This window comes from Providencia sp. PROV175 (assembly GCF_032707045.1).
GTDB classification, from domain to species: domain Bacteria; phylum Pseudomonadota; class Gammaproteobacteria; order Enterobacterales; family Enterobacteriaceae; genus Providencia; species Providencia hangzhouensis.
This window is the reverse complement of the sequence record NZ_CP120533.1, coordinates 2,911,047-2,932,529: the sequence shown is the minus strand read 5'-3', so window position 1 is coordinate 2,932,529 and position 21,483 is coordinate 2,911,047. Positions and strand designations below refer to the sequence as shown.

Sequence of the window (21,483 nt, the reverse complement as noted above, 5' to 3'; positions counted from 1 at the left end):
GCTAGTGATGAGTTATTAATGAGAGGGACCTCTTCGTGATGATAAAACGTACACAGAAGCAAAAGAGTAACATGATGATTGAAAGCGGCACGATTTCTCAACAGCAAAAAGCAGCGTTGCTAACACGTTTCATAACACCTAAACAGGCAGGGTTACTTGCCATTTTGGTCTTAGTTACCAGCGGTTGTGCACAAATCAAATCGCGTCCATTAGTGGACACACAAACCACGGCAATCCCAACAGCACCGACAGCACCAGCACCCAATGGCTCGATATTTCAAAGCGCGCAACCCGCTTATTATGGTTATCAACCGTTGTTTGAAGACCGGCGCCCTCGTAATGTTGGCGATATTTTAACCATTAATTTGCAAGAAAACGTAAGTGCGAGCAAAAATTCCTCTGCGAATGCGAATCGTAGTGGGAAAACAGGTTTCTTAGCTGCGATATTACCGGGTTTCATGCAAGGGTGGATTGGCGGTAAAAACACAGAATTAGATATTAAAGGTAACAGTGACTTTAGCGGCAAAGGCGGTGCCAATGCCAACAACACCTTTAAAGGCACCATCACTGTCACAGTCGACCAATTATTGGCGAACGGTAATTTACATGTGGTTGGTGAGAAACGCATCGCGATAAACCAAGGTACTGAGTCGATTCGTTTCTCTGGGGTGGTTAACCCACGCACAATTGGTTCAGACAATCATGTGAGTTCGACACAAGTCGCTGATGCACGTATTGAATATGTGGGTGACGGCTATATTAACGAATCGCAAAACATGGGATGGCTACAACGCTTTTTCTTAAATGTTTCGCCTTATTAATTAAACATTAGCGAGAAAACAGCCGAGATAATTCAATGAAAAACAAAGTATTAATTTTGCTATCACTATTTTTTTGCTTCACTTATTCAGCATACAGTGAGCGTATTAAAGATTTAACCACCGTTCAAGGTGTGCGAGATAACGCCTTGATTGGCTATGGTTTAGTTGTGGGTCTCGATGGGACAGGTGACCAAACCATGCAAACGCCGTTTACCACACAAAGCTTGAATAACATGCTGTCACAAATGGGGATTACGGTTCCGCCGGGTACCAATATGCAATTAAAGAATGTGGCAGCGGTCATGGTCACCGCGAAATTGCCGCCTTTTGCACGTACTGGGCAGTCCGTAGATATTGTTGTTTCCTCAATGGGTAACGCGAAAAGCTTACGTGGTGGTACGCTGCTGATGACCCCTCTAAAAGGGGTAGATGGGCAAATTTATGCAATGGCTCAGGGTAACATCTTAGTGGGTGGTGCGGGTGCCAGTGGTGGCGGCAGTAGTATTAAGGTTAATCAACTCAATGGCGGCCGTATTACCGGTGGAGCAACTATTGAACGCGAATTACCGAGCAGTTTCGGGCAAAACGGGGCAATTAACCTGCAATTAAACGAAGATAGCTTCACATTGGCACAAGATATTGCGGATGCAATTAACCGTATGGGCGGTATGGGGACGGCGTCTGCGTTAGATTCTCGGACAGTGCAATTACTGGTTCCTGCCAATAATCGCGACCAAGTGCGCTTTTTAGCACGGGTACAGGAGCTTAATGTACGTGCGCCAGTGGCCGAAGCGAAAGTGATCCTCAATTCACGCACCGGTTCTGTGGTGATTAACCGCAGTGTAACACTAGACAGCTGTGCTGTTGCACATGGCAGTTTAGCGGTCACAGTCGAAAGACAAACTCAAGTGAGCCAACCGGACACCCCATTTGCAGGTGGGCAAACCGTAGTCACTCGTAATACGAATGTTGGGGTACGTGATCAGGGTGGGGCACTCCAAAAAGTCAACGCAAGTGTGCAATTAAACCAAGTTATTCAAGCCCTAAATACACTCGGTGCAACGCCAAACGACTTGATGTCGATACTGCAAGCGATGGAAAGTGCGGGTTGTTTACGTGCAAAACTGGAGATCATCTAATGAGTGACATGCAGCTATTGCAAGGTGCCGCATTTGATTTACAGTCACTGGGACAGTTAAAAGGTGAACTGAATAAGAATTCGGCGCAAGGGCTGCGCCATGTCACGCAGCAACTTGAGGCAACATTTGTTCAATTGATGTTAAAAAGTATGCGTGACGCACTCCCACAAGATGGCTTATTTTCCAGCGACCAAACACGCATGCTCACCAGTATGTATGACCAGCAAATCGCCCAAGATCTGTCGCAAAAAGGCTTAGGTTTTGGGGAAATGATGTACCAGCAGCTTACGCGAGACCAGCACACTTCAAGTGAGCCAATACCCAATAGTCTGCTACCGTTAGATGAAAAAACAGCGCAATCATTACCGCCATTTAATATGGAACAAATGATGCGGCACTTTGCCCCAATGGGCGATGCACTATCGGCACCATTCCAAAAAATCAAAGCGTTATCGCTAAATAGCAGTAATTTTATTAGCCGATTAATTGAACCTGCAAAAGCGGCAAGCCAAAACAGTGGTATTTCACATTTTCTGGTATTGGCACAGGCGGCATTAGAAAGTGGATGGGGCCAGCGCGAAATTCTGAAATCAGATGGAAAAACCAGCCATAACCTATTTGGGATAAAAGCGGGGAAAAACTGGCAAGGGCCTGTCACGAATATTATGACAACAGAAGTGATTAACGGCAAAACCATCAAAATGCGTGATGATTTTCGCGTTTATGGCTCTTATGAAGAGGCGATTGCCGATTATATCAATTTATTGACGGAAAACCCGCGTTACAAAGACGTCAAAAAAGCGCCGACACCAGAGATTGCTGCGCGCCGTTTACATCAAGCCGGGTATGCCACAGACCCAGGTTATTCGGACAAACTGATCACCTTGATTAACCAGATACGGGGTCATCAACCCGCAGCGAATACCTCTGCATCAAGGGCGGTTCAGGCATATACCATAGACTTAAACGATATTTTCTAAAAATCCGGAATTATTGCGCGTTTGGACTAAATAATTACGCTGAATTTCCGATAACCAAATATGCACTAAATAATTTGCGTTGCTATCGCTCTCATTGTGTCAGCCAATGATGGCGATAAGCATCCAGAACAGGAAAAGCTTATGCTGAACAATGTAATGAATAATGCGCTCAGTGGTGTGAACGCTGCACAAGGCGGGTTAAGTGTTATTTCTAACAACTTAGCCAACGCTGGTGTGGGTTACTATCATCGCCAAAGTGCTGTTTTCGGGGAGAATCCCGGTACGATGACACCTAATGGCTATTTTGGTAACGGCACTTATTTCAGCCATGTTCGCCGTGAGTTTGATGAATTTATCAATGCGCAGTACAGCCAATCCCGCGCACGTAGCGGTGACTATGAGGCATACGTTAAGAACTGCAATAAAGTTGATGATTTGCTTACTAATGATATTGAAGATATTTCAAGTAATATCGGTAGCTTCTTCACCGCGTTAGACGCTGCCTCCAGCGATGCAAGTGACAAAACCTTGATTGACGTTTTCTTAGGAAACTCAAATGCATTATTAGGCCAGTTTAAAGAAGCGGATCGTCGTTTGCAGGAAATGGAACGGGATATTAATCACCAGATAGAAAATAAAGTGAAAGATATCAATATTTACGCTGAAAAAATTGCGGGTTTAAACCAACAAATTTCTCGGATCCGTTCTGTGAGTGGTTCTGAGCCTAACGACTTATTAGATGTGCGTGACCGTTTGGTCAATGAAGTTAACTCATTGGTTGGTGTGAAGGTTATTGAGCAAAACGGAAACTATAACGTGACGTTTGCCAATGGCTTACCGTTAGTCACGGGTGAAAAAGCGAATCGCTTAGAAGCCGTCCCTTCTTCTAAAGATGATAGCCGTTTTAGCATTGGCTTTGTGGGCGCGAATGGCCAAGCACGGGAAATTCCTGATGAGTCATTCCGTGGTGGGGAACTCAGCGGTATCTTGCGTTCTCGTCAAGAAGTTATGGACCCGGCTTATCAAAAACTCAATAAATTAGCATTGGTTTTTGCGACCAAATTCAATGAAGTGCACAGCAAGGGGTACGATGCCAACGGCAACACCGGTAAAGACTTCTTTGAAATTGGTAAAGGCTCTGTTGTTAGCAACACTCATAATAGTGGTAAAGCAGACTTTGATCTCAGTTATAGCGATGTGTCTAAAGTCACAGGTAATAACTACGAAATGCGCTTTGACGGCAATGAATGGAATGTCACACGTTTGCCAGAAGGTATTAATGTTCCTGTGGATTCAAATACGGCAGGTACACTGAAGTTTGATGGTTTAGAGATCAAAATCAGCAACAGTACGGGTATGTCAAAAGGTGACTCATTCTTGGTAAAACCAGTAAGTGGTGTAATCAACGGTATGCAGACCTTGGTCAGCAATGCATCCGATTTTGCGGCGGCTGGAAGTAAAGACAGTGGCCCAGGTGATAATGAAAACATTAAACAACTGGTTAAACTGCAAGACGAAAAACTGATTGATGGTAGTTCTACGTTCTCTGATTTCTATGCGACGTTAGTTAATGATGTGGGCAGTAAAACTAAACAAGCGCAAATTGATTCTGAAACACAGAACAAAATGACCGAGAGCTTCTATGAGCAAGAGCAAGCTATCTCGGGCGTGAATATGAATGAAGAAAGTATTCAGATGCAGAAAATCCAACAGTTTTTCAATGCCAATGCACAAGTATTAAAAACGGTGGACGATTTATTTAACGCATTAATGCGTGCATTCTAAATATTAGCGATAGGATAAGGATTTAGCGATGCGTTTAAGTACCAACATGATTTATCACCAACGCTTACAAGACATGAACAGTGCTCAAGCGCGTTGGATGGATGCAGGAAGTCAATTAGCTTCTGGTAAGCGTGTAAGCAAGCCTTCTGATGACCCGCAAGCGTCTTCGCAAGCGGTGCGGATTAACCAGTCAGAAAACCGTAACCAACAATATGTAGCAAGCCGTGGATTTGCGAAAACGGGAATGACATTGCAGATGAGTATTTTGACTCAGATGACAGATGTGACGACGCAAATTGATACCACCATTATTCAGGCATCAAACCAAGGTGCTTTAAGCGATAAAGACCGTAATACTTTGGCTGAGCAACTCACGGGTTTGAAAGAACAATTAGTGGCGTTAGGTAATTCGACTGATGGGAATGGTCGATATATTTTCGCAGGTTTTAAATCAGATAAACCGCCATTTGAAATTGATGCTAACGGCGAAGTGCTTTATCACGGTGGCGACAAAGCGATTATGCAGAATGTGGCGAGTGACCGTGAGATGACGACTTATTTCACCGGCGCGCAAGTGTTTGATACGGACAGTAAAGGTGTTGTGAATATTTTCAAATCACTGAATACGGGTATTGAGTCACTGAAAAAACCACTGCAAGGCGCACCACAAGCAGATTTAGACCAAGCGCAATCTGAGTTGGGTGAAGCGAACCGTGCCATTAAATCCGCATTAGATCAAATTTCCAATATTGAAGCTAAGCAAGGTTTACAATTACAAGAAATTGATAAATTGAATTTTTTAGCTGACACGCGCTCGATTCAAAACGCAGCCCGTAAAAGTGAGTTGTTAGAAACAAATTGGACTGGCACCACCACAGATTATTATAAAGAAAAAGCGATGTTTGAAGCTTCACAAAGTATTTTCAAAGACTTAAATAGCATGTCACTTTTCGGCAGCCGTTAATTATTTAATATTCTTTTTACTCACCGCGCTTTGGAGCCATTCAAGCGCGGTTTTTTGTTTGGGGGGTTTTTAGTCACCACAAAAAGGGGATTTGAGTTTATTATTGTGTCTTTTTTATATTGCATAAATTTGCTTTTGTTTTACCCTTATTTGACCTTTCATTTTTGCTCTTTAAAAATCCGCTGATTTAACAATTAGTTATAGGATTCACTAAAAACAAAGGTATTTTTTGTATTTTAAAGCTAGTCAGTTGTTTTTATTTGTTTTAATCTATTTTTGTTATAGTTCACTGCCGTATAGGCAGCTTAGAAATAGCGAATGTGCAGCTTCGCTAAGTAGATATTGTTCACTGCCGTATAGGCAGCTTAGAAAATCTGCCATGGTTTTAACTTCACAGCCGTTCCGTTCACTGCCGTATAGGCAGCTTAGAAATATCTAGAATGCTAGGGTTATGCAGTGTGCCAGTTCACTGCCGTATAGGCAGCTTAGAAACAATAGAATTAGAGTACAAACAACTTAAAAGTGTTCACTGCCGTATAGGCAGCTTAGAAATTTAAGGCGTAGTGTGAATGATGCAGTAACCAGTTCACTGCCGTATAGGCAGCTTAGAAAAATCAGATCATCGTTCAGCCAAATCTGGCCAAGTTCACTGCCGTATAGGCAGCTTAGAAATGACTGATTAGGTCATTGTTGCGATACGCCTCGTTCACTGCCGTATAGGCAGCTTAGAAAATGCCAGACCATCACCTATCATGTCCGATTTCGTTCACTGCCGTATAGGCAGCTTAGAAAAGCGGCATTGATAGAACGAACTTCGGCACGATGTTCACTGCCGTATAGGCAGCTTAGAAAGGTCTGTATGCGTAACCATCCATATTCATCCGGTTCACTGCCGTATAGGCAGCTTAGAAATTGCTGATCTACAGAAGTTTCTGCCCGTTTCTGTTCACTGCCGTATAGGCAGCTTAGAAATTAACAACATCAGATCTTGATGTGTTGAAATAGTTCACTGCCGTATAGGCAGCTTAGAAACGACGACCCGCGCCCATTTGGCAATCGCGAAGGTTCACTGCCGTATAGGCAGCTTAGAAAACTCTTTTTTAGCGGCTGATGCTTCATACGGGGTTCACTGCCGTATAGGCAGCTTAGAAAGCTCCGAAAGTTGAGTTTGTTGATAAGTATGTGTTCACTGCCGTATAGGCAGCTTAGAAATCACCGCCCGTTGGACCGCTTGCAGCTACAACGTTCACTGCCGTATAGGCAGCTTAGAAACACTATAAGCACTTAGACCAGGAGTATTATACAGTTCACTGCCGTATAGGCAGCTTAGAAATTTAGGGGAATAAGTCCGCGGTCTCGTTGAGCGTTCACTGCCGTATAGGCAGCTTAGAAAATTAATCTATCCATATGAACAGACAAAGCTTCGTTCACTGCCGTATAGGCAGCTTAGAAAATTCAGAATGACGGGTCAAATGGTGAGATTGGGTTCACTGCCGTATAGGCAGCTTAGAAAGCCCAGTCTTGCTTTGCAGCATCTTCTTGAGCGTTCACTGCCGTATAGGCAGCTTAGAAAGCTAAAGCGATTAATTTTCGCATTGGTACTTTGTTCACTGCCGTATAGGCAGCTTAGAAAACTCTGACCATTTTTTCGTCAGTGGATTAAAAGTTCACTGCCGTATAGGCAGCTTAGAAAAATAATCCTTTTCCCTTCGTTTTCACTCCAATGTTCACTGCCGTATAGGCAGCTTAGAAATTAAATTTTGTAAGAGATTTCAGCGTTGCCACGTTCACTGCCGTATAGGCAGCTTAGAAATGTTTAACCGCATAACCCAATGATTTAATGCTGTTCACTGCCGTATAGGCAGCTTAGAAAACTTAATCATTCATATCGCTATTAATAGTGAGGTTCACTGCCGTATAGGCAGCTTAGAAATCGTTGAGTTAGGGCGTCTTTATCCATTAAACGTTCACTGCCGTATAGGCAGCTTAGAAAGTCAGTAATCGAGTCGCCAATAACACCTACACGTTCACTGCCGTATAGGCAGCTTAGAAAAACTGGAAGACCAAATCCAGATGCTGCTGTGCTGTTCACTGCCGTATAGGCAGCTTAGAAAACTGAGCAGATTGAAACGTTCCGCATGATATGGTTCACTGCCGTATAGGCAGCTTAGAAAAGTTAGGGGCTAATGGTTTAACAGGTTGGACGGTTCACTGCCGTATAGGCAGCTTAGAAATTGATGATAAAGCAACCGCCATCAAACTGGCCGTTCACTGCCGTATAGGCAGCTTAGAAATTGCTGAGTCATAACTTCTCCTTGTTTAGATTGTTCACTGCCGTATAGGCAGCTTAGAAATATATTTGTTAGTGCATCTGAAAATGCTATAAGTTCACTGCCGTATAGGCAGCTTAGAAAGCATTGATGTTAGATAACTCTTCTTTGTTAGCGTTCACTGCCGTATAGGCAGCTTAGAAAAAGCGTTCAGCGTAGCGGGTTTACGTGGTGGCGTTCACTGCCGTATAGGCAGCTTAGAAAGAGCTACTAACTCAGCATCGCTCTGGTTAAGTGTTCACTGCCGTATAGGCAGCTTAGAAAAAAGAAGAGCTGAAAAGCGGCAAGTTATATATGTTCACTGCCGTATAGGCAGCTTAGAAAAAGTCAGAATACCTTCAGTCTGCAATGGAAATGTTCACTGCCGTATAGGCAGCTTAGAAATAAAATCGGCACTGATTATGTATCGGCAGATAGTTCACTGCCGTATAGGCAGCTTAGAAAGATGAGTTAATGGGTGATGCAGCAATAAAACTGTTCACTGCCGTATAGGCAGCTTAGAAAAGATTGCAGTAGCGAGATTTTCTTCCGTGTCCGTTCACTGCCGTATAGGCAGCTTAGAAAATTGAAATGAATGACGCCATGATGAGTGCATCGTTCACTGCCGTATAGGCAGCTTAGAAACCCAGAGAAATACGCACTGAAATTATTAAGCCGTTCACTGCCGTATAGGCAGCTTAGAAAACCAACAACACGATCTGTTTTTTCTATCTGATGTTCACTGCCGTATAGGCAGCTTAGAAAAAACACACAACGGAACTTACAAATGAAAAAGCGTTCACTGCCGTATAGGCAGCTTAGAAATGACGTAGTTGATGATGACTGTGCATCAAAATGTTCACTGCCGTATAGGCAGCTTAGAAAGCGCTATCGATTTTATGTATAAAGATAATCAGGTTTATGGTCACAAGGATGGTATAAAAAGAGCATCAGTGAGTATTTTTTTACTGGTCATTCTGTGAAACCCTTCGCAAATTTGGCTTTGGTTGAAAACAAGGACTTGTTTCGTGGGATAAAGCTTATTCTAATAGATTGATTCAAAAATCTTATTATTTAAGGACAGAATCCAACTATTATGGACGATTTTTCACCAAGTGAATTAAAAACTATTTTACATTCGAAACGCGCCAATATGTATTACTTGGAACATTGCCGAGTTATGCAAAAAGACGGCCGTGTTCTTTATTTCACTGAAGCTAAAAACGAAAACCTCTATTTTAATATTCCAATCGCAAATACCACGGTCTTACTTCTGGGCACTGGAACCTCTATTACTCAAGCAGCAATGAGAATGTTATCTCAAGCAGGGGTATTAGTTGGCTTTTGTGGCGGCGGCGGTACACCGCTGTATATGTCTACCGAAGTAGAATGGTTAACGCCACAAGGGGAGTATCGACCAACGGAATACCTGCAAGGGTGGTTATCCTTTTGGTTTGATGATGAAAAACGTTTAGCGGCTGCTAAAGAATTACAACAGTCACGCATCAAATACTTACAACAAGTATGGCAAAGTTCTCGTGAGTTACAAAATGAAGGGTTTATTTATAACGACAGTACTATTCAATCGGCGTTAAACACTTTTCACCAGCGCACAGATGCTGCCAAAAACACGCAAGAGCTACTGCTTACGGAAGCTCAACTGACTAAAACCTTATATAAGTATGCTGCGAATAATACAGGGCAAAAAAATTTTACTCGTCAGCACCAATCGGCTGTCAAAGCGAATGACTTTTTAAATCATGGCAATTATTTGGCCTATGGATTAGCTGCAAGTTGCTTATGGGTATTAGGGATCCCCCATGGCTTTGCGGTAATGCACGGTAAAACACGGAGAGGCGCTTTAGTATTTGATATTGCTGACTTAATTAAAGATGCTATCGTTTTACCATGGGCATTTATTTGTGGTAAAGAAGGTGCCAGCGATCAAGAATTCCGCCAGCAAATATTACAGTCCTTTGTTGACCATCAGTCCCTTGATTTTATGTTCGATATCGTAAAATCATTGGCATTACCGCCAGTGGAAAACCCGCAACAGGTAACACCGCTATGATGGTTACTTTTGTTTCCCAATGTGAAAAGCACGCGTTAAAACGAACTCGACGAGTATTAGATGCTTTTGCTAACCGAATTGGTGATAACACATGGCAAACCTTGATCACCCAAGAAGGTTTGCAAATGGTTCAGAAGTTGTTGCGTCGTAGTGCCAGTCGTAATACTGCGGTAAGTTGCCACTGGATACGCTCTCGTTCGCGCAGCCAATTACTTTGGGTTGTTGGGAACAGAAATAAATTTAATTCAGAAGGGCACGTCCCGGTTAATCGCACAGAAAAATCGTTGTTGGGTAGTGAGCGTGAAAATAATTGGAAGTATCTGCCGTTAATCAATGCATTAACGCGTTTAGCTGCATTGCTCCATGACTGGGGAAAAGCCTCACAACTGTTTCAAGATAAATTAAACCCACATGTTAAAACCCCTTTTAAAGGGGATCCGCTGCGCCACGAATGGGTTTCATCATTATTATTTAGTGCGCTGGTAAAAAGCCAAGTAGAGCCGCAACGGGATGAAAGCTGGCTTGATGCGCTAGTCACACAGCAATGGGATGAAGTGCAGTTACAACAGTGGGCTAAACAAAATCAACAAGCGGCATTACCATTATCTGGGTTACCTGATGCGGCCTCGTTATTGGTTTGGTTGATTGTTTCTCATCATAGATTACCGTTTTTAGCGAATGATAAAGAACGTTTATTCTATGCAGATAAAGCCTGTGATTCGTTAGCAAAACTGTTAGAGACAGTGGATAAACAGTGGGGCTACCAAAATTACTATAATGAAGATGAATATTCACAACGCATTAATCAATGCTTTGAATTCCCATATGGCTTATTGAGTGAGTCAAAAGTATGGCGACAAACATTAAGTCAGGCGGCAGAGCACCTTAAACACCAGCTCCCTTTGTTAAATGAAGCGATAGAGAATGGCTGTTGGCGGTTAGTCGTGGAACAGGCACGCTTATGTTTGATGTTAGGGGATCACAATTATTCCTCAAAAGAAGCTGATTCAACATGGGAGTCAGGTATTCCATTATATGCCAATACGCAGCGTTTACATGGGCAAACCGAATACAAGCAACGGCTCGATGAACACTTGGTGAATGTGGCTAGTGTTGCGGCAAATGTCACAGAATATTTACCATTTTTCGCAACAGAACCGCCTGTGGCAAGTGATATTAACAAACTTAAGCACAATAAAAATGCTGCCGGTAAATTTAGCTGGCAGGAAGATACAGTTAGCACCATTTACCAATATCGAGAAGAACAGCAAGATAAAGTTCAAGGGTATTTTGTTGTTAATATGGCGAGTACTGGCTGTGGTAAAACAGTCGCCAATGCTAAAATTATGCAAGCGCTAGCGGAAGATAAACAAAGTTTGCGATTTATTCTAGCGTTAGGGCTTCGTACATTGACGTTACAAACAGGGGATGAATATCGTGACCGGTTAGGCGTCAAAGATGACAACCTTGCCGTATTGATTGGCTCCAAAGCGGTATTAGAGTTGCATCAAGAGCCTCTTGAAGAACAAAAATCAATCAAAGAAGAGCATCAATTAGCGGGATCGGGTTCTGAGTCCCAAGAGAGCCTTTTTGATGATGAAGGACTAGAATTAAACTGGCAAGGCAGTTTACCGGAGGAAGAACTTTCAACGGTATTGACGAGGCCAAAAGATAGAGCTTTGCTCTATGCTCCGATCTTAGCTTGCACTATTGACCACATGATGGGAGCGACAGAAACCATCCGTGGTGGACGCTATATCCTTTCCTATTTACGGTTAATGTCATCTGACTTAATCATTGATGAGATTGATGACTTCACGGGGGATGATCCCAAAGCGATTGGGCGTTTAGTCTATTTAGCGGGGGCTTTGGGTCGAAAGGTCATGATCTCTTCTGCAACTATCCCGCCAACGTTGGCACTTTTCTATTTCAAAGCTTACCAATTAGGTTGGCGAATTTATGCACTGAGTCAGCAAAAGTCACTGAAAGTGGGCTGCATTTGGGTGGATGAGGGGCGATATGACGAGAAAAAAGATAAATGTGTTCATTCATGCCAAATTGCCACCATCACAGCGAGAGATGACGCTGCAACGCTTGAACATTACCGTCAATATCATCATGCATTTATTGAAAAACGTATTAAAGTTTTACAATCATTGGTCGCACGTCGAAAAGCATTTATTTTGCCGATGCAAAAAGGGCAGGGAGGTGACCGACAAACGCAATATTTTTCATCTATTCAGCAAGGAATTCTCGGGTTGCACCAAGCCCATTCTTGCACTGAGATGCAAACTCAATTGCAAGTCTCTTTTGGGGTAGTACGTGTTGCCAATATTTCAGTTTGTGTTGCACTAACCCATTATTTATTAGCTAATGAATGGCCTGAAGAAATAGAAATTCGTGCTATGGCTTACCATAGTCAGCAAGTATTGTTGTTACGTCATGAGCAAGAAAAACACCTTGATGCGGTATTGAAACGTAAAGAAAAAGCAGGGGAACAACCTGAAGCTTTCCAAAACTCCATAATTCGAAAGCATATCGATCAGGTTCACCTGCAAGATAAAGCTAAACACCTTATTTTTATTTTAGTGGCAACGCCTGTGGAGGAAGTGGGGCGAGACCACGATTTTGATTGGGCGGTGATCGAACCGTCATCCTATCGCTCTATAATTCAAATGGCAGGGCGAGTACGTCGGCACCGAGAGGGCGAAATTATCCATCCCAATATTGCGTTATTGCAATATAACTGGAAGGGCTTTATCGAAGAAAAACCTCAGGATGTTTTTTGTAAGCCTGGTTATGAAAATGGCAATTTAAACTTACGCCTATCTACTCATAATTTATGTGACTTGGTGGATGAAGAACAACTGCTGAAATCCGTTGATGCGATCCCTAGAATTCAACCTATTCCAGACTGGAAAAAGCAGCAAACCACCAATTTAGTTTGTCTAGAACATGCATCAATCGAACGATTGATGGGCGATACTACCGATCTTAAACCAAAAACGGCCACTCGTTCACGTCTGTTCTCTCAAACAGTAGAGACTCCGTTAAATAGGCCGACCACGCTTTGGGGATATACCTGCGGTGCTTGGGGATTAACTGCGCTTTCTCAGCAGTTTTTTTCATTTAGAAAAAGCGAGCCAACAATACGTTTGTCGCTGATTTTATCAGCAAAAAATGAATCTTATTTCTGTGAATATGATAATGACAATGGTTGGGTAAATAAAAATAATGAATATGGGATAGGTTTTCAGCCACTTGCAGAACAATTAAAAGAGAGGTTATGGCTAGTACGTGATTATCAGCAATCATTAGAAGGCCGTGAAAATGAATACCAGTCAGTTGAACAACTTTCTCGGCGTTATGGCGAAATTAGTTTTTCACCACATGAAAAAAGTGGGATTCATTTTTATTATAACGACCAAATGGGACTCAGCACATTTAATGTTTCCGAGTAAAAATTTCAGTCACAAGGACCATTTACTATGTTAGATCCAGCAATAGAGGCCTTTTTTGCTGAGCGCAAAGAGGGATGGCTTAAAAAAAATGCAAAGGCATCGATGGGTGACGATGAGATGCTGCAATTGCAACAGGAATGTGATGTCGTTTTTTCATTGTCACAGTGGTTGCCGAATGCGGCAAAACGGGCAGGGCAAATATCATTATCTACTCACCCTTGCACCTTTAGCCACCCAAGTTCCCGAAAGAACAAAAATGGTTATGTCACTGCGATACTTGCTAGTTGTGAACAAGAAAATGATGGTTTTTTACGAACCGGAAACGTTGTTGTGGAAACGGATGCATTAGGTAATGCGGCAGCCCTTGATGTATATAAATTCCTCACACTTGAATTACAAGATGGCCAAACATTATTGACTCATATTAAGGATGAAACTCCATTAGCAAAAGAGTTACTTAACCAAGGGGATGAAAGCTATCACGTTATGCGGGATGGTTTTCTCGCTATGGTTGTGACAGACAATACGGTAGTGACAAGTTCTAAAATCAAACAAGTTTATTTTCCTGTTTGGTTAGAGGATTGCGAATATCACTTATTATCCCCATTAACCCCCTCTGGTTTGGTTTTTGAACTACGCGAACGCATTGATGCGATTCGATTTTCTGAACAGACTAAAGCACTGCGAGATTTAAAACGTAAAGGGGAATTTAGCGACATTGGCTATCAAGAAATTTATGGTCTTACTACCATTGGTTACGGGGGGACTAAGCCACAAAATATTTCCGTACTCAATAATCAAAATGCAGGTAAAGCCCATTTATTACCCTCACTTCCCCCAAAAATTACTCAACGAAAACTGCGTTTACCTACTCATGATTTCTTCTCAAATACGCTAAACCCTTGGCAGGTAAAAGATACGTTAGAGGCATTTCATAGCTTAATTTCATTACCGAAAGAACAGCGTGGTAGTCGTTTTATTGAATATCGTGACAGGCGCATTCAAGAGTATCTGGATTACATTATGTTAACCATGTGGGAGATCCGGCGTGAGTTTGAACGAAATGGCGCTCAATTACCGACCCAACTCGCCAAAGTGCAACAAGTTTGGTTATTTCCAGACCAACAGGGGCGTAATAACTCAGATGAATGGTTAGAGGGGGTGATCCTCCTTATTGCCCAGCAATTTATGCGGCATTATAAAAAAGTACTGGGGAAAAAAGCGATTAGTCTAGGTGATGATGAGTTGGCGGCTATTGCGGACGTTATTGCCATCAATAAGGAGCTATTACGATGAGTTCCACTTATATACTTAAATTGCCTCATTTAAACATTCATAATGCGAATGCACTCTCTAGTCCTTATACCATTGGTTTTCCAGCTATGACGGCCTGGTTAGGTTTTATGCATGCTCTAGAGCGGAAACTCCGAGTTGTGAGTGAACTAGATATTGTTCTCGACTCTATCGCAATGGTCAGTCATGACTGTGACTTACAAACCTATCGTGGAGCTAATGATTATGTTAGTTCCATTGTGGGAACAGGCAATCCATTAAATAGTGATGGCTCGCGCTCCGCATTTATCGAAGAGGCTCGTTGCCATTTAGACGTTTCTTTATTGATTAAATATGGCATTAAAAACAATGATGTGATTGAAGGGCTACCTGAACATTCCCCCTTACTAGATATTATCCATGATTTAGTAATGACAATGAAATTGGCTGGTGGCGATATTCTGTCATTAGGTAAACCCGCTGCATATATTCTGCCATCGGAAGATGCGGATGGGAAATATAGGCAAGGCTTATTGAATAGTGTGATGCCTGGCTACGTATTGATTGAGCGTCGTGACCTGATGATTGAAGCCATGGAAGAAGGACAAGATGCTATAGATGCCCTGCTGGGGTATCTGGTCGTAGAAAATAACTGCGTTGAAGTGGGAAAGGAAAATGGGAACAAGGCGTCATTTGAATGGCAAGCGCAACGTAAAACGGCAGGCTGGATTGTTCCAGTAGCAACTGGATATCAAGGTATTTCCCCGTTAGGGCAAGCAAAAAACCAGCGAGACTCAGAAGTGCCACATCGGTTTGCCGAAAGCGTGGTCACGTTAGGGGAGTTTGTATTAGTAAATCGCGTGAATAACATTCATGAAATTTTATGGGAATTTAATTTTGTTGAGTCCCAAAACCTGTATTTATGCCAACAAGTGGCAGCTAACTTTATTTCGAGTGGAGAGTAACTAATGGCGAAGAATAATGATGTTGCATCGGTTTTAGCATTTGAAAAAAAACTGGTTCCATCGGTCGGTTATTTCTATGGCACTTGCTGGGATAATAAATCGCAATTTGCGCCATTATCGTTACAAGAAAAATCGGTAAGAGGCACTATCTCAAATCGCTTAAAAGGCGCTGTAAAAAATGACCCGTTAAAATTAAACTCCGAGGTGGAAAAAGCTAATTTACAAACAGTAGATGCTTGTGCGTTAGGGACTGAACAAGACACCTTAGTGCATCAATTTACCTTGAAAATTCTTGGCGGTGTGGAAACGCCATCGGCTTGTAATAATGCATTATTCAAGCAAAGTTATACCCAAGCGGCAAAAGAATATATCGAACAACAAGGTTTTCAGGAGTTAGCTCGCCGTTACGCCCAAAATATCGCGAATGGGCGTTTTTTATGGCGCAACCGTGTGGGGGCTGAACAAATCGAGGTAGTTGTCAAAGTACTCAACAAAGGGCAGCCACTGGAATGGGTGTTTGATGCCACACAATATAGCATTCATCAATTTGATGCTAAAGATGAAAAAATCAACCAATTGGCTGAAAAAATTGCGGCGGCTTTAGCGCAGCCTCAAGGCGCATTATTACTGGAAATCACTACATATTCACAACTAGGTAAAGCTCAAGAAGTGTATCCAAGTGAAGAACTGGTGATGGATAAAGGCAAAGGAGATAAAAGCAAAATTTTGTACCATGTGAATGGGCACGCCGCGATGCATTCGCAAAAAATTGGTAATGCTTTGCGTTCTATTGATACATGGTACCCTGCGTATGGTACTGAAGGCGGTGCAGGCGCTATCGCGATTGAGCCTTATGGTGCGGTCACTAACCTCGGAACAGCCTATCGTACACCAAAAGATAAACAAGATTTTTATACCCATTTTGATAAATGGGCGCGAGGTGAAAAGCTATCGCGTATTGAAGATGAACACTATGTGATGGCGGTTTTAGTTCGCGGCGGTGTATTTGGCGAAAGTGACAAATAAGGTGGGCTATGAATTATTATCAGGAGGTCACTTTATTGCCGGACTCAACCGTCCCATTGGATTTTCTTTGGCAAAAGGTTTACCAGCAAATTCATATAGCGCTGGCGGATAATAAAACGTCTCAGGGGCACAGTGCGATTGCGGTTGCCTTTCCTGAATACGGCAGCGTTGGCTTTCGCTTAGGTAGAAAAATTCGTTTGCATGCGACAACACAAAGTGAACTTGAGCAGTTAAATTTGCAAAAGTGGTTAGCACGGTTAATGGATTATGCTCATATTAAATCGATTCAGGCAATACCAGAGCAGCATGTTCAAGTCAGTTATATTCGAAAGCATGTAAAAGGGCTGAGCCGAATTGAAGCCGATATGCAGCAAAAAGCACGGTTATGGTCTGAAAAATCAGGGCAACCATTGGAACAGTGTTTGAAAACATTGTCTGAGAGTAAGCCAAAAGCGAACAATCGTTTGCCATTTATTTGGGTTGAAAGTTTACATGCCAGAGATAAGCAAGTCGAAAGCCGGCCTTTTCCTTTGTTTATAGAAAGGATAGAAGCTACACAAAAGCAAATTGGGGTGTTTAGTTGTTATGGTCTTAGTCAAGCAACTAGTGGCTCAGTTTGTTTAGCAACGGTTCCCCATTTTTGACCTTTGCTTTTTGCTCTTTTAAAATTAGTCAGTAAATCAGTAGGTTATAACTACCAGTAAATAAAAGGGTATTTTCCAATAAATACCCTTAATTGATTGTTATCACTTATTTTTATTTTAAAGTGCATCGTTCACCGCCACACAGGCGGCTTAGAAAAATACCCCCAATCGCGGCACCTGCTATCGCAAGTTCACCGCCACACAGGCGGCTTAGAAAATACTGCATATTATTTAGCGGTATTGAGCGATGTTCACCGCCACACAGGCGGCTTAGAAATGACTTTCTTTACTATGATAAAGCAGAGAAACGTTCACCGCCACACAGGCGGCTTAGAAATGATTATGGTCAGCCGGAGATGTGGCAATACAGTTCACCGCCACACAGGCGGCTTAGAAAGATAATTGTATTGACCTAATTGCAACTGACCCGTTCACCGCCACACAGGCGGCTTAGAAATTTAGGAAATAATATGGCGGCAAGAACACACGGTTCACCGCCACACAGGCGGCTTAGAAAAGATTGAAAGATGGAAAGATTGAATACGGAGAGTTCACCGCCACACAGGCGGCTTAGAAATGTTAAACTGTTAGCCCCTAGCGCATCTGTTGGTTCACTGCCGTACAGGCAGCACAGAGAAACTGATCTATTTACTGCAGTCGGTATGTAGTACAGACGATACAATGGAATGTGATTTGCACTAAAAAGCAATTTGCATTACAGTGCAAATTATGATGAGGGTATATGTATACTGTAAAATATCATTCTGAGGCTGAAAAAGAAGCAAATGCACTGCCTTTAAAAATCAAGGTGAAATATGACCGCCTCATTAAAAAATTAGAGTTATCAGCTAATTATTTAAGAGAACCAGATACTAAATCATTGGGCTATGGATTGTTTGAGATAAGAACTATGGGAAGTGAAATAGCTAGGGGGTTATGGGTTTACCACAAAGATAAAACAATTTTTATGCTCAGGATCTTTATCAAAAAGTCACAAAGAACCCCAAAGTCTGAGTTTTATTTAGCGAGAAAACGTTTATTGGAGCTATTAAACGATGAAAACACATAAAGAGCTACATGATGAATGGATGAAAGATCCAGAATACCAAGCTGCTTATGAAGAAGAAATAAGAACTGAAAAATTGCAGGCTATGCTTAAGGAGTGGAGAGAGTCTGCTGGGTTAACGAAAATTCAAATAGCTGAAATTATAGGAGTTAATCCATCAACTATCACAAGGTTGGAGAGTAATGTGAATAATGCGAGCATTAAAAGCATTGTAAAGTATGCTGCTGCATGTGGAATTAAAAACCCAATAATTGCCCTTTAAGATTATTTATTTTTGTCGTAATTACTGCACTGCCAGCTTAGAAATTTGGTTAAATAACATAAATAGCAGTGAAGGGGCTCTACTACACGGGGCGTTTTTACATGATTAAATTGAAAAAATATGACCTCAAGGTCGTTTTTACGTGATTTTACCATCTTTTACCTAAGTTAAATTTAGTGTTAGATGTATTCGTAACTATCACTTGTTTTGATAGCTTAGAAATGAAATAAATAATGGGTATCGTTACCGCCATATAGGCGGCTCTCTTTCTTTAATTTATCGCCTGAAAAAAATAATGGGTATTAGTACTTAAAATTAGGAGTAAACAATGAATTTTGAATTAGAAATAAGCTTTTATAGATTTACCTTAATAATTAGAGTTACCAAATGGTTTTACTAACTAATTAATTGATTAAGTATCGATACTCAAACAAACAAATTAAACATCAACGATAACTGCTCGAAAGCTTGGTGGACCAAACGCTCGGTATAGCGCGGGAGGATAGAAATAATCAGCCCTAACATACTAATTCCAATGGTAAGCGTTAAAGGAAAACCGACCACAAACACCGATAGCTGCGGGGTCATGCGGTTTAGAATACCCAAAGCAAGGTTTAGAATTAAAAATAAGGTGATAAACGGTAAAGCCAACATTAACCCATTAATAAATATGGTGTTAGCAAATTGGACAAATACCCAAAAACCATCGCGATTTAATGGTGCGGTTTGAATTGGGAGCAGTTCAAATGAATTGACTACAATATAAATAAGCCACAAGTGCCCATCGAAAGCGAGAAACAATAAAATAGTAATTACGTTAAATATGCGACCTAAAATTGGCATATTGGGCCCGCCAGTTGGGTCAAAAAAGGTGGCGAAAGATAACCCCATTTGCAAACCAATCACTTCCCCCGCATGGCGCACGGCAGCAAATGCCATTTGCATTGTGAGTCCCATCGCAATACCAATCACCATTTGCTGCACGATGACCCATAACCCCATAGCAGAAAATAGAGGAATATTCACGACAGGAAGTTGTGGGGAAACAATCAACACAACAAAAAAAGCCAATGCAACGCGAACTTTGGTAATCGCCTGTTTTTCATTAAAAAAGGGCGCTGTACCAAGCAGCGCCAAAAGGCGTATGAAAGGGTAAAAACCTTGGCTTAGCCACAATGTGAGTGTTTCGCTGGTAATGGTTAGCATTGTTAGCCAATAATAAACGGTAAATTGCTCAACAACGAGCGCATATAATCGGTAAGCAAATTCAGCATCCAAGGCCCTGCAATAATAATCACAGAAATAACCGACAAAATTTTAGGAATAAAAGACAGTGTCATTTCATTCACTTGCGTGGCGGCTTGCAGTAAGCTGATAATTAAACCCGCCGCCAAAGCGGCTAATAACAAAGGGGCAGCTAGCATCAGCGCAATTTTCATCGCTTCAGTTCCCATCGCCATTACTGATTCAGGTGTCATAACTACTCCGAGTAAAATAATCCTAATTAAAAAAGCTTTGCGATAATGAGCCAAGCAATAGTTGCCAACCATCAACTAATACAAACAACATTAATTTGAATGGCAAGGAAACTGTTGCGGGGGGAACCATCATCATCCCTAATGCCATTAAGACACTGGCAACGACTAAGTCGATGATTAAAAATGGAATAAAAATAGTAAAACCAATTTGGAATGCGGTTTTTAGTTCGCTGGTAATAAAGGCTGGGACTAAAATACGTAATGGAACATCTTTCGCTTCTTGAATTTCACCTACCTTAGCTATTCTTGCGAATAGGGCTAAGTCGGATTCGCGTGTTTGCCCTAACATAAAGGTTCTTAAGGGTGCTGTCCCTTTCTCTAAAGCGGTTTCGAGGCTAATTTTGTCTTCGCTAAAAGGCTGGTAGGCTTCACGATACACTTGGTCGGCAACGGGTGACATCACAAAAAAGGTCAAAAACAGTGCTAAACCCAATAAGACTTGGTTCGGTGGAGCGGAGGGCGTTCCGAGTGCGTTACGCAATAAACCTAAAACAATAATGATGCGGGTAAAACTGGTCATCATTAATAATAAGGCGGGAATAAAGCCTAATAAGGTCAAAAATAAAAGCGTTTGAACAGGTAAAGACCAAGTTTGTCCGCCATCAGCCATTGAATGGCTAATAATGGCTGGTAGTGCCGCAGAAGCGGAGTTTGGCAATAAAAACAAGAGGGTAGTAATCGTGAGTAAAGATTTTAGAGGTAACATGAGCCCTTCCGATTACTTATGCATAAGTGTAACTGAAGCCGCACATTTTGCAGCCTCTTGTTTTTTCTTTAATAAAGACTGAAAGGTGAGCGGTTCAGTTGGCAATGTCTCAACGACTTCAGGTGCAGCCGGGTATTGGTGTAAGAGGCTGATATTTTGTGTGGTAACACCTAATACCAAACACTCATTATTCACCTCAACAACCACAACGCGTTCTTTATTACCTAATGAGCAACGGCTTTTGACTTTTACGATTTGCTCCTTGCCCATTTTTTGGGGAGCAAATCCTAATTTTTTCACCAACCAAGCACCTGCTAGTATCAATAAAATGATCCCCCCTAAAGCCCCTGATATCTGCGTTAAGCTATCATTGTGGTCAATAGCAGGAGTATTAGGTTCACCGGAGGAAACGGTTGTTGATAAAAAAGGCACAGATATCGGTGCCTGCTCAGTTTGATTGGGTATTGCCATTAT

Annotated in this window: 17 protein-coding genes and 2 CRISPR repeat arrays; of the genes, 13 read left to right on the top strand and 4 right to left on the bottom strand. The window is 41.9% G+C overall.

From position 1 onward, the window contains the following. Positions 1 to 38: 38 nt before the first annotated feature. From P3L44_RS13300 to P3L44_RS13240, 13 genes are all read left to right on the top strand, one after another. Positions 39 to 821 (top strand): flagellar basal body L-ring protein FlgH, encoded by a 783-nt coding sequence (locus P3L44_RS13300; RefSeq protein WP_410480061.1) that lies wholly within the window; start codon positions 39 to 41, stop codon positions 819 to 821. A gap of 35 nt (positions 822 to 856) precedes the next feature. Further along, complete coding sequence (locus tag P3L44_RS13295; protein WP_004255651.1) at positions 857 to 1,960, top strand: flagellar basal body P-ring protein FlgI; 1,104 nt, start codon at positions 857 to 859, stop codon at positions 1,958 to 1,960. Further along, positions 1,960 to 2,940, top strand: coding sequence for a flagellar assembly peptidoglycan hydrolase FlgJ (flgJ, locus tag P3L44_RS13290; protein WP_272661460.1), 981 nt, complete (start codon positions 1,960 to 1,962; stop codon positions 2,938 to 2,940). Before P3L44_RS13295 ends, flgJ begins: the two co-directional genes overlap by 1 nt. A gap of 141 nt (positions 2,941 to 3,081) precedes the next feature. After that, the gene (flgK, locus tag P3L44_RS13285; protein WP_094961176.1) at positions 3,082 to 4,725 is read left to right on the top strand and encodes a flagellar hook-associated protein FlgK; all 1,644 of its coding nucleotides are present in this window, start codon (positions 3,082 to 3,084) and stop codon (positions 4,723 to 4,725) included. A 28-nt stretch (positions 4,726 to 4,753) separates the two neighbouring features. Continuing rightward, positions 4,754 to 5,689, top strand: coding sequence for a flagellar hook-associated protein FlgL (gene flgL / locus P3L44_RS13280; protein ID WP_140170717.1), 936 nt, complete (start codon positions 4,754 to 4,756; stop codon positions 5,687 to 5,689). 284 nt (positions 5,690 to 5,973) lie between these two features. Then, a CRISPR array of direct repeats spans positions 5,974 to 8,883; the repeat unit is 28 nt; unit sequence GTTCACTGCCGTATAGGCAGCTTAGAAA. 211 nt (positions 8,884 to 9,094) lie between these two features. After that, positions 9,095 to 10,069 (top strand): type I-F CRISPR-associated endonuclease Cas1f, encoded by a 975-nt coding sequence (gene cas1f / locus P3L44_RS13275; RefSeq protein ID WP_196725233.1) that lies wholly within the window; start codon positions 9,095 to 9,097, stop codon positions 10,067 to 10,069. Beyond that, positions 10,066 to 13,530 (top strand): type I-F CRISPR-associated helicase Cas3f, encoded by a 3,465-nt coding sequence (gene cas3f, locus P3L44_RS13270; RefSeq protein WP_272661461.1) that lies wholly within the window; start codon positions 10,066 to 10,068, stop codon positions 13,528 to 13,530. The genes cas1f and cas3f overlap by 4 nt, the downstream gene beginning before the upstream one ends. A 27-nt stretch (positions 13,531 to 13,557) precedes the next feature. Continuing rightward, positions 13,558 to 14,826, top strand: a complete 1,269-nt coding sequence (gene csy1 / locus P3L44_RS13265) for a type I-F CRISPR-associated protein Csy1 (protein ID WP_153673536.1) — start codon at positions 13,558 to 13,560, stop codon at positions 14,824 to 14,826. Next, the gene (gene csy2, locus P3L44_RS13260; protein ID WP_140170713.1) at positions 14,823 to 15,767 is read left to right on the top strand and encodes a type I-F CRISPR-associated protein Csy2; all 945 of its coding nucleotides are present in this window, start codon (positions 14,823 to 14,825) and stop codon (positions 15,765 to 15,767) included. The genes csy1 and csy2 overlap by 4 nt, the downstream gene beginning before the upstream one ends. A 3-nt stretch (positions 15,768 to 15,770) precedes the next feature. After that, positions 15,771 to 16,793: a type I-F CRISPR-associated protein Csy3 gene (csy3, locus tag P3L44_RS13255; protein ID WP_272661462.1), complete on the top strand. Its 1,023-nt coding sequence runs from the start codon at positions 15,771 to 15,773 to the stop codon at positions 16,791 to 16,793. Positions 16,794 to 16,801: 8 nt separating this feature from the next. Beyond that, positions 16,802 to 17,437 (top strand): type I-F CRISPR-associated endoribonuclease Cas6/Csy4, encoded by a 636-nt coding sequence (gene cas6f / locus P3L44_RS13250; RefSeq protein WP_140170711.1) that lies wholly within the window; start codon positions 16,802 to 16,804, stop codon positions 17,435 to 17,437. Positions 17,438 to 17,566: 129 nt separating this feature from the next. Further along, a CRISPR array of direct repeats spans positions 17,567 to 18,014; the repeat unit is 28 nt; unit sequence GTTCACCGCCACACAGGCGGCTTAGAAA. A 165-nt stretch (positions 18,015 to 18,179) separates the two neighbouring features. Next, on the top strand, positions 18,180 to 18,506 hold the full coding sequence (locus P3L44_RS13245; RefSeq protein ID WP_272661463.1) for a type II toxin-antitoxin system RelE/ParE family toxin: 327 nt from the start codon (positions 18,180 to 18,182) through the stop codon (positions 18,504 to 18,506). Beyond that, on the top strand, positions 18,493 to 18,765 hold the full coding sequence (locus P3L44_RS13240; protein WP_140170709.1) for a helix-turn-helix domain-containing protein: 273 nt from the start codon (positions 18,493 to 18,495) through the stop codon (positions 18,763 to 18,765). Before P3L44_RS13245 ends, P3L44_RS13240 begins: the two co-directional genes overlap by 14 nt. Positions 18,766 to 19,191: 426 nt before the next feature. On the opposite strand, the gene fliR is transcribed toward P3L44_RS13240, so the two are convergent. The 4 genes from fliR to fliO are packed head-to-tail and all read right to left on the bottom strand — an operon-like array spanning position 19,192 to position 21,480. After that, positions 19,192 to 19,971, bottom strand: coding sequence for a flagellar biosynthetic protein FliR (gene fliR, locus P3L44_RS13235; RefSeq protein WP_140170708.1), 780 nt, complete (start codon positions 19,969 to 19,971; stop codon positions 19,192 to 19,194). 2 nt (positions 19,972 to 19,973) lie between these two features. Beyond that, positions 19,974 to 20,243, bottom strand: coding sequence for a flagellar biosynthesis protein FliQ (gene fliQ / locus P3L44_RS13230; protein ID WP_004255630.1), 270 nt, complete (start codon positions 20,241 to 20,243; stop codon positions 19,974 to 19,976). 22 nt (positions 20,244 to 20,265) lie between these two features. Beyond that, on the bottom strand, positions 20,266 to 21,009 hold the full coding sequence (gene fliP, locus P3L44_RS13225; protein WP_094961178.1) for a flagellar type III secretion system pore protein FliP: 744 nt from the start codon (positions 21,007 to 21,009) through the stop codon (positions 20,266 to 20,268). 12 nt (positions 21,010 to 21,021) lie between these two features. Further along, positions 21,022 to 21,480 carry a flagellar biosynthetic protein FliO gene (gene fliO, locus P3L44_RS13220; protein WP_180359461.1) on the bottom strand — a complete coding sequence of 153 codons (459 nt, stop codon included), beginning with the start codon at positions 21,478 to 21,480 and terminating at the stop codon, positions 21,022 to 21,024. Positions 21,481 to 21,483 lie beyond the last annotated feature (3 nt).

Excerpts from the sequence above, each read along its gene's own strand:
- fliO (WP_180359461.1), bottom strand. The coding sequence starts at position 21,480 with ATGGCAATACCCAATCAAACTGAGCAGGCACCGATATCTGTGCCTTTT.
- cas6f (WP_140170711.1), top strand. The coding sequence starts at position 16,802 with ATGAATTATTATCAGGAGGTCACTTTATTGCCGGACTCAACCGTCCCA.
- flgJ (WP_272661460.1), top strand. The coding sequence starts at position 1,960 with ATGAGTGACATGCAGCTATTGCAAGGTGCCGCATTTGATTTACAGTCA.
- fliQ (WP_004255630.1), bottom strand. The coding sequence starts at position 20,243 with ATGACACCTGAATCAGTAATGGCGATGGGAACTGAAGCGATGAAAATT.
- cas1f (WP_196725233.1), top strand. The coding sequence starts at position 9,095 with ATGGACGATTTTTCACCAAGTGAATTAAAAACTATTTTACATTCGAAA.
- fliR (WP_140170708.1), bottom strand. The coding sequence starts at position 19,971 with ATGCTAACCATTACCAGCGAAACACTCACATTGTGGCTAAGCCAAGGT.
- flgK (WP_094961176.1), top strand. The coding sequence starts at position 3,082 with ATGCTGAACAATGTAATGAATAATGCGCTCAGTGGTGTGAACGCTGCA.
- csy1 (WP_153673536.1), top strand. The coding sequence starts at position 13,558 with ATGTTAGATCCAGCAATAGAGGCCTTTTTTGCTGAGCGCAAAGAGGGA.
- flgL (WP_140170717.1), top strand. The coding sequence starts at position 4,754 with ATGCGTTTAAGTACCAACATGATTTATCACCAACGCTTACAAGACATG.
- P3L44_RS13300 (WP_410480061.1), top strand. The coding sequence starts at position 39 with ATGATAAAACGTACACAGAAGCAAAAGAGTAACATGATGATTGAAAGC.
- fliP (WP_094961178.1), bottom strand. The coding sequence starts at position 21,009 with ATGTTACCTCTAAAATCTTTACTCACGATTACTACCCTCTTGTTTTTA.
- csy2 (WP_140170713.1), top strand. The coding sequence starts at position 14,823 with ATGAGTTCCACTTATATACTTAAATTGCCTCATTTAAACATTCATAAT.
- csy3 (WP_272661462.1), top strand. The coding sequence starts at position 15,771 with ATGGCGAAGAATAATGATGTTGCATCGGTTTTAGCATTTGAAAAAAAA.
- P3L44_RS13240 (WP_140170709.1), top strand. The coding sequence starts at position 18,493 with ATGAAAACACATAAAGAGCTACATGATGAATGGATGAAAGATCCAGAA.
- P3L44_RS13245 (WP_272661463.1), top strand. The coding sequence starts at position 18,180 with ATGTATACTGTAAAATATCATTCTGAGGCTGAAAAAGAAGCAAATGCA.
- P3L44_RS13295 (WP_004255651.1), top strand. The coding sequence starts at position 857 with ATGAAAAACAAAGTATTAATTTTGCTATCACTATTTTTTTGCTTCACT.
- cas3f (WP_272661461.1), top strand. The coding sequence starts at position 10,066 with ATGATGGTTACTTTTGTTTCCCAATGTGAAAAGCACGCGTTAAAACGA.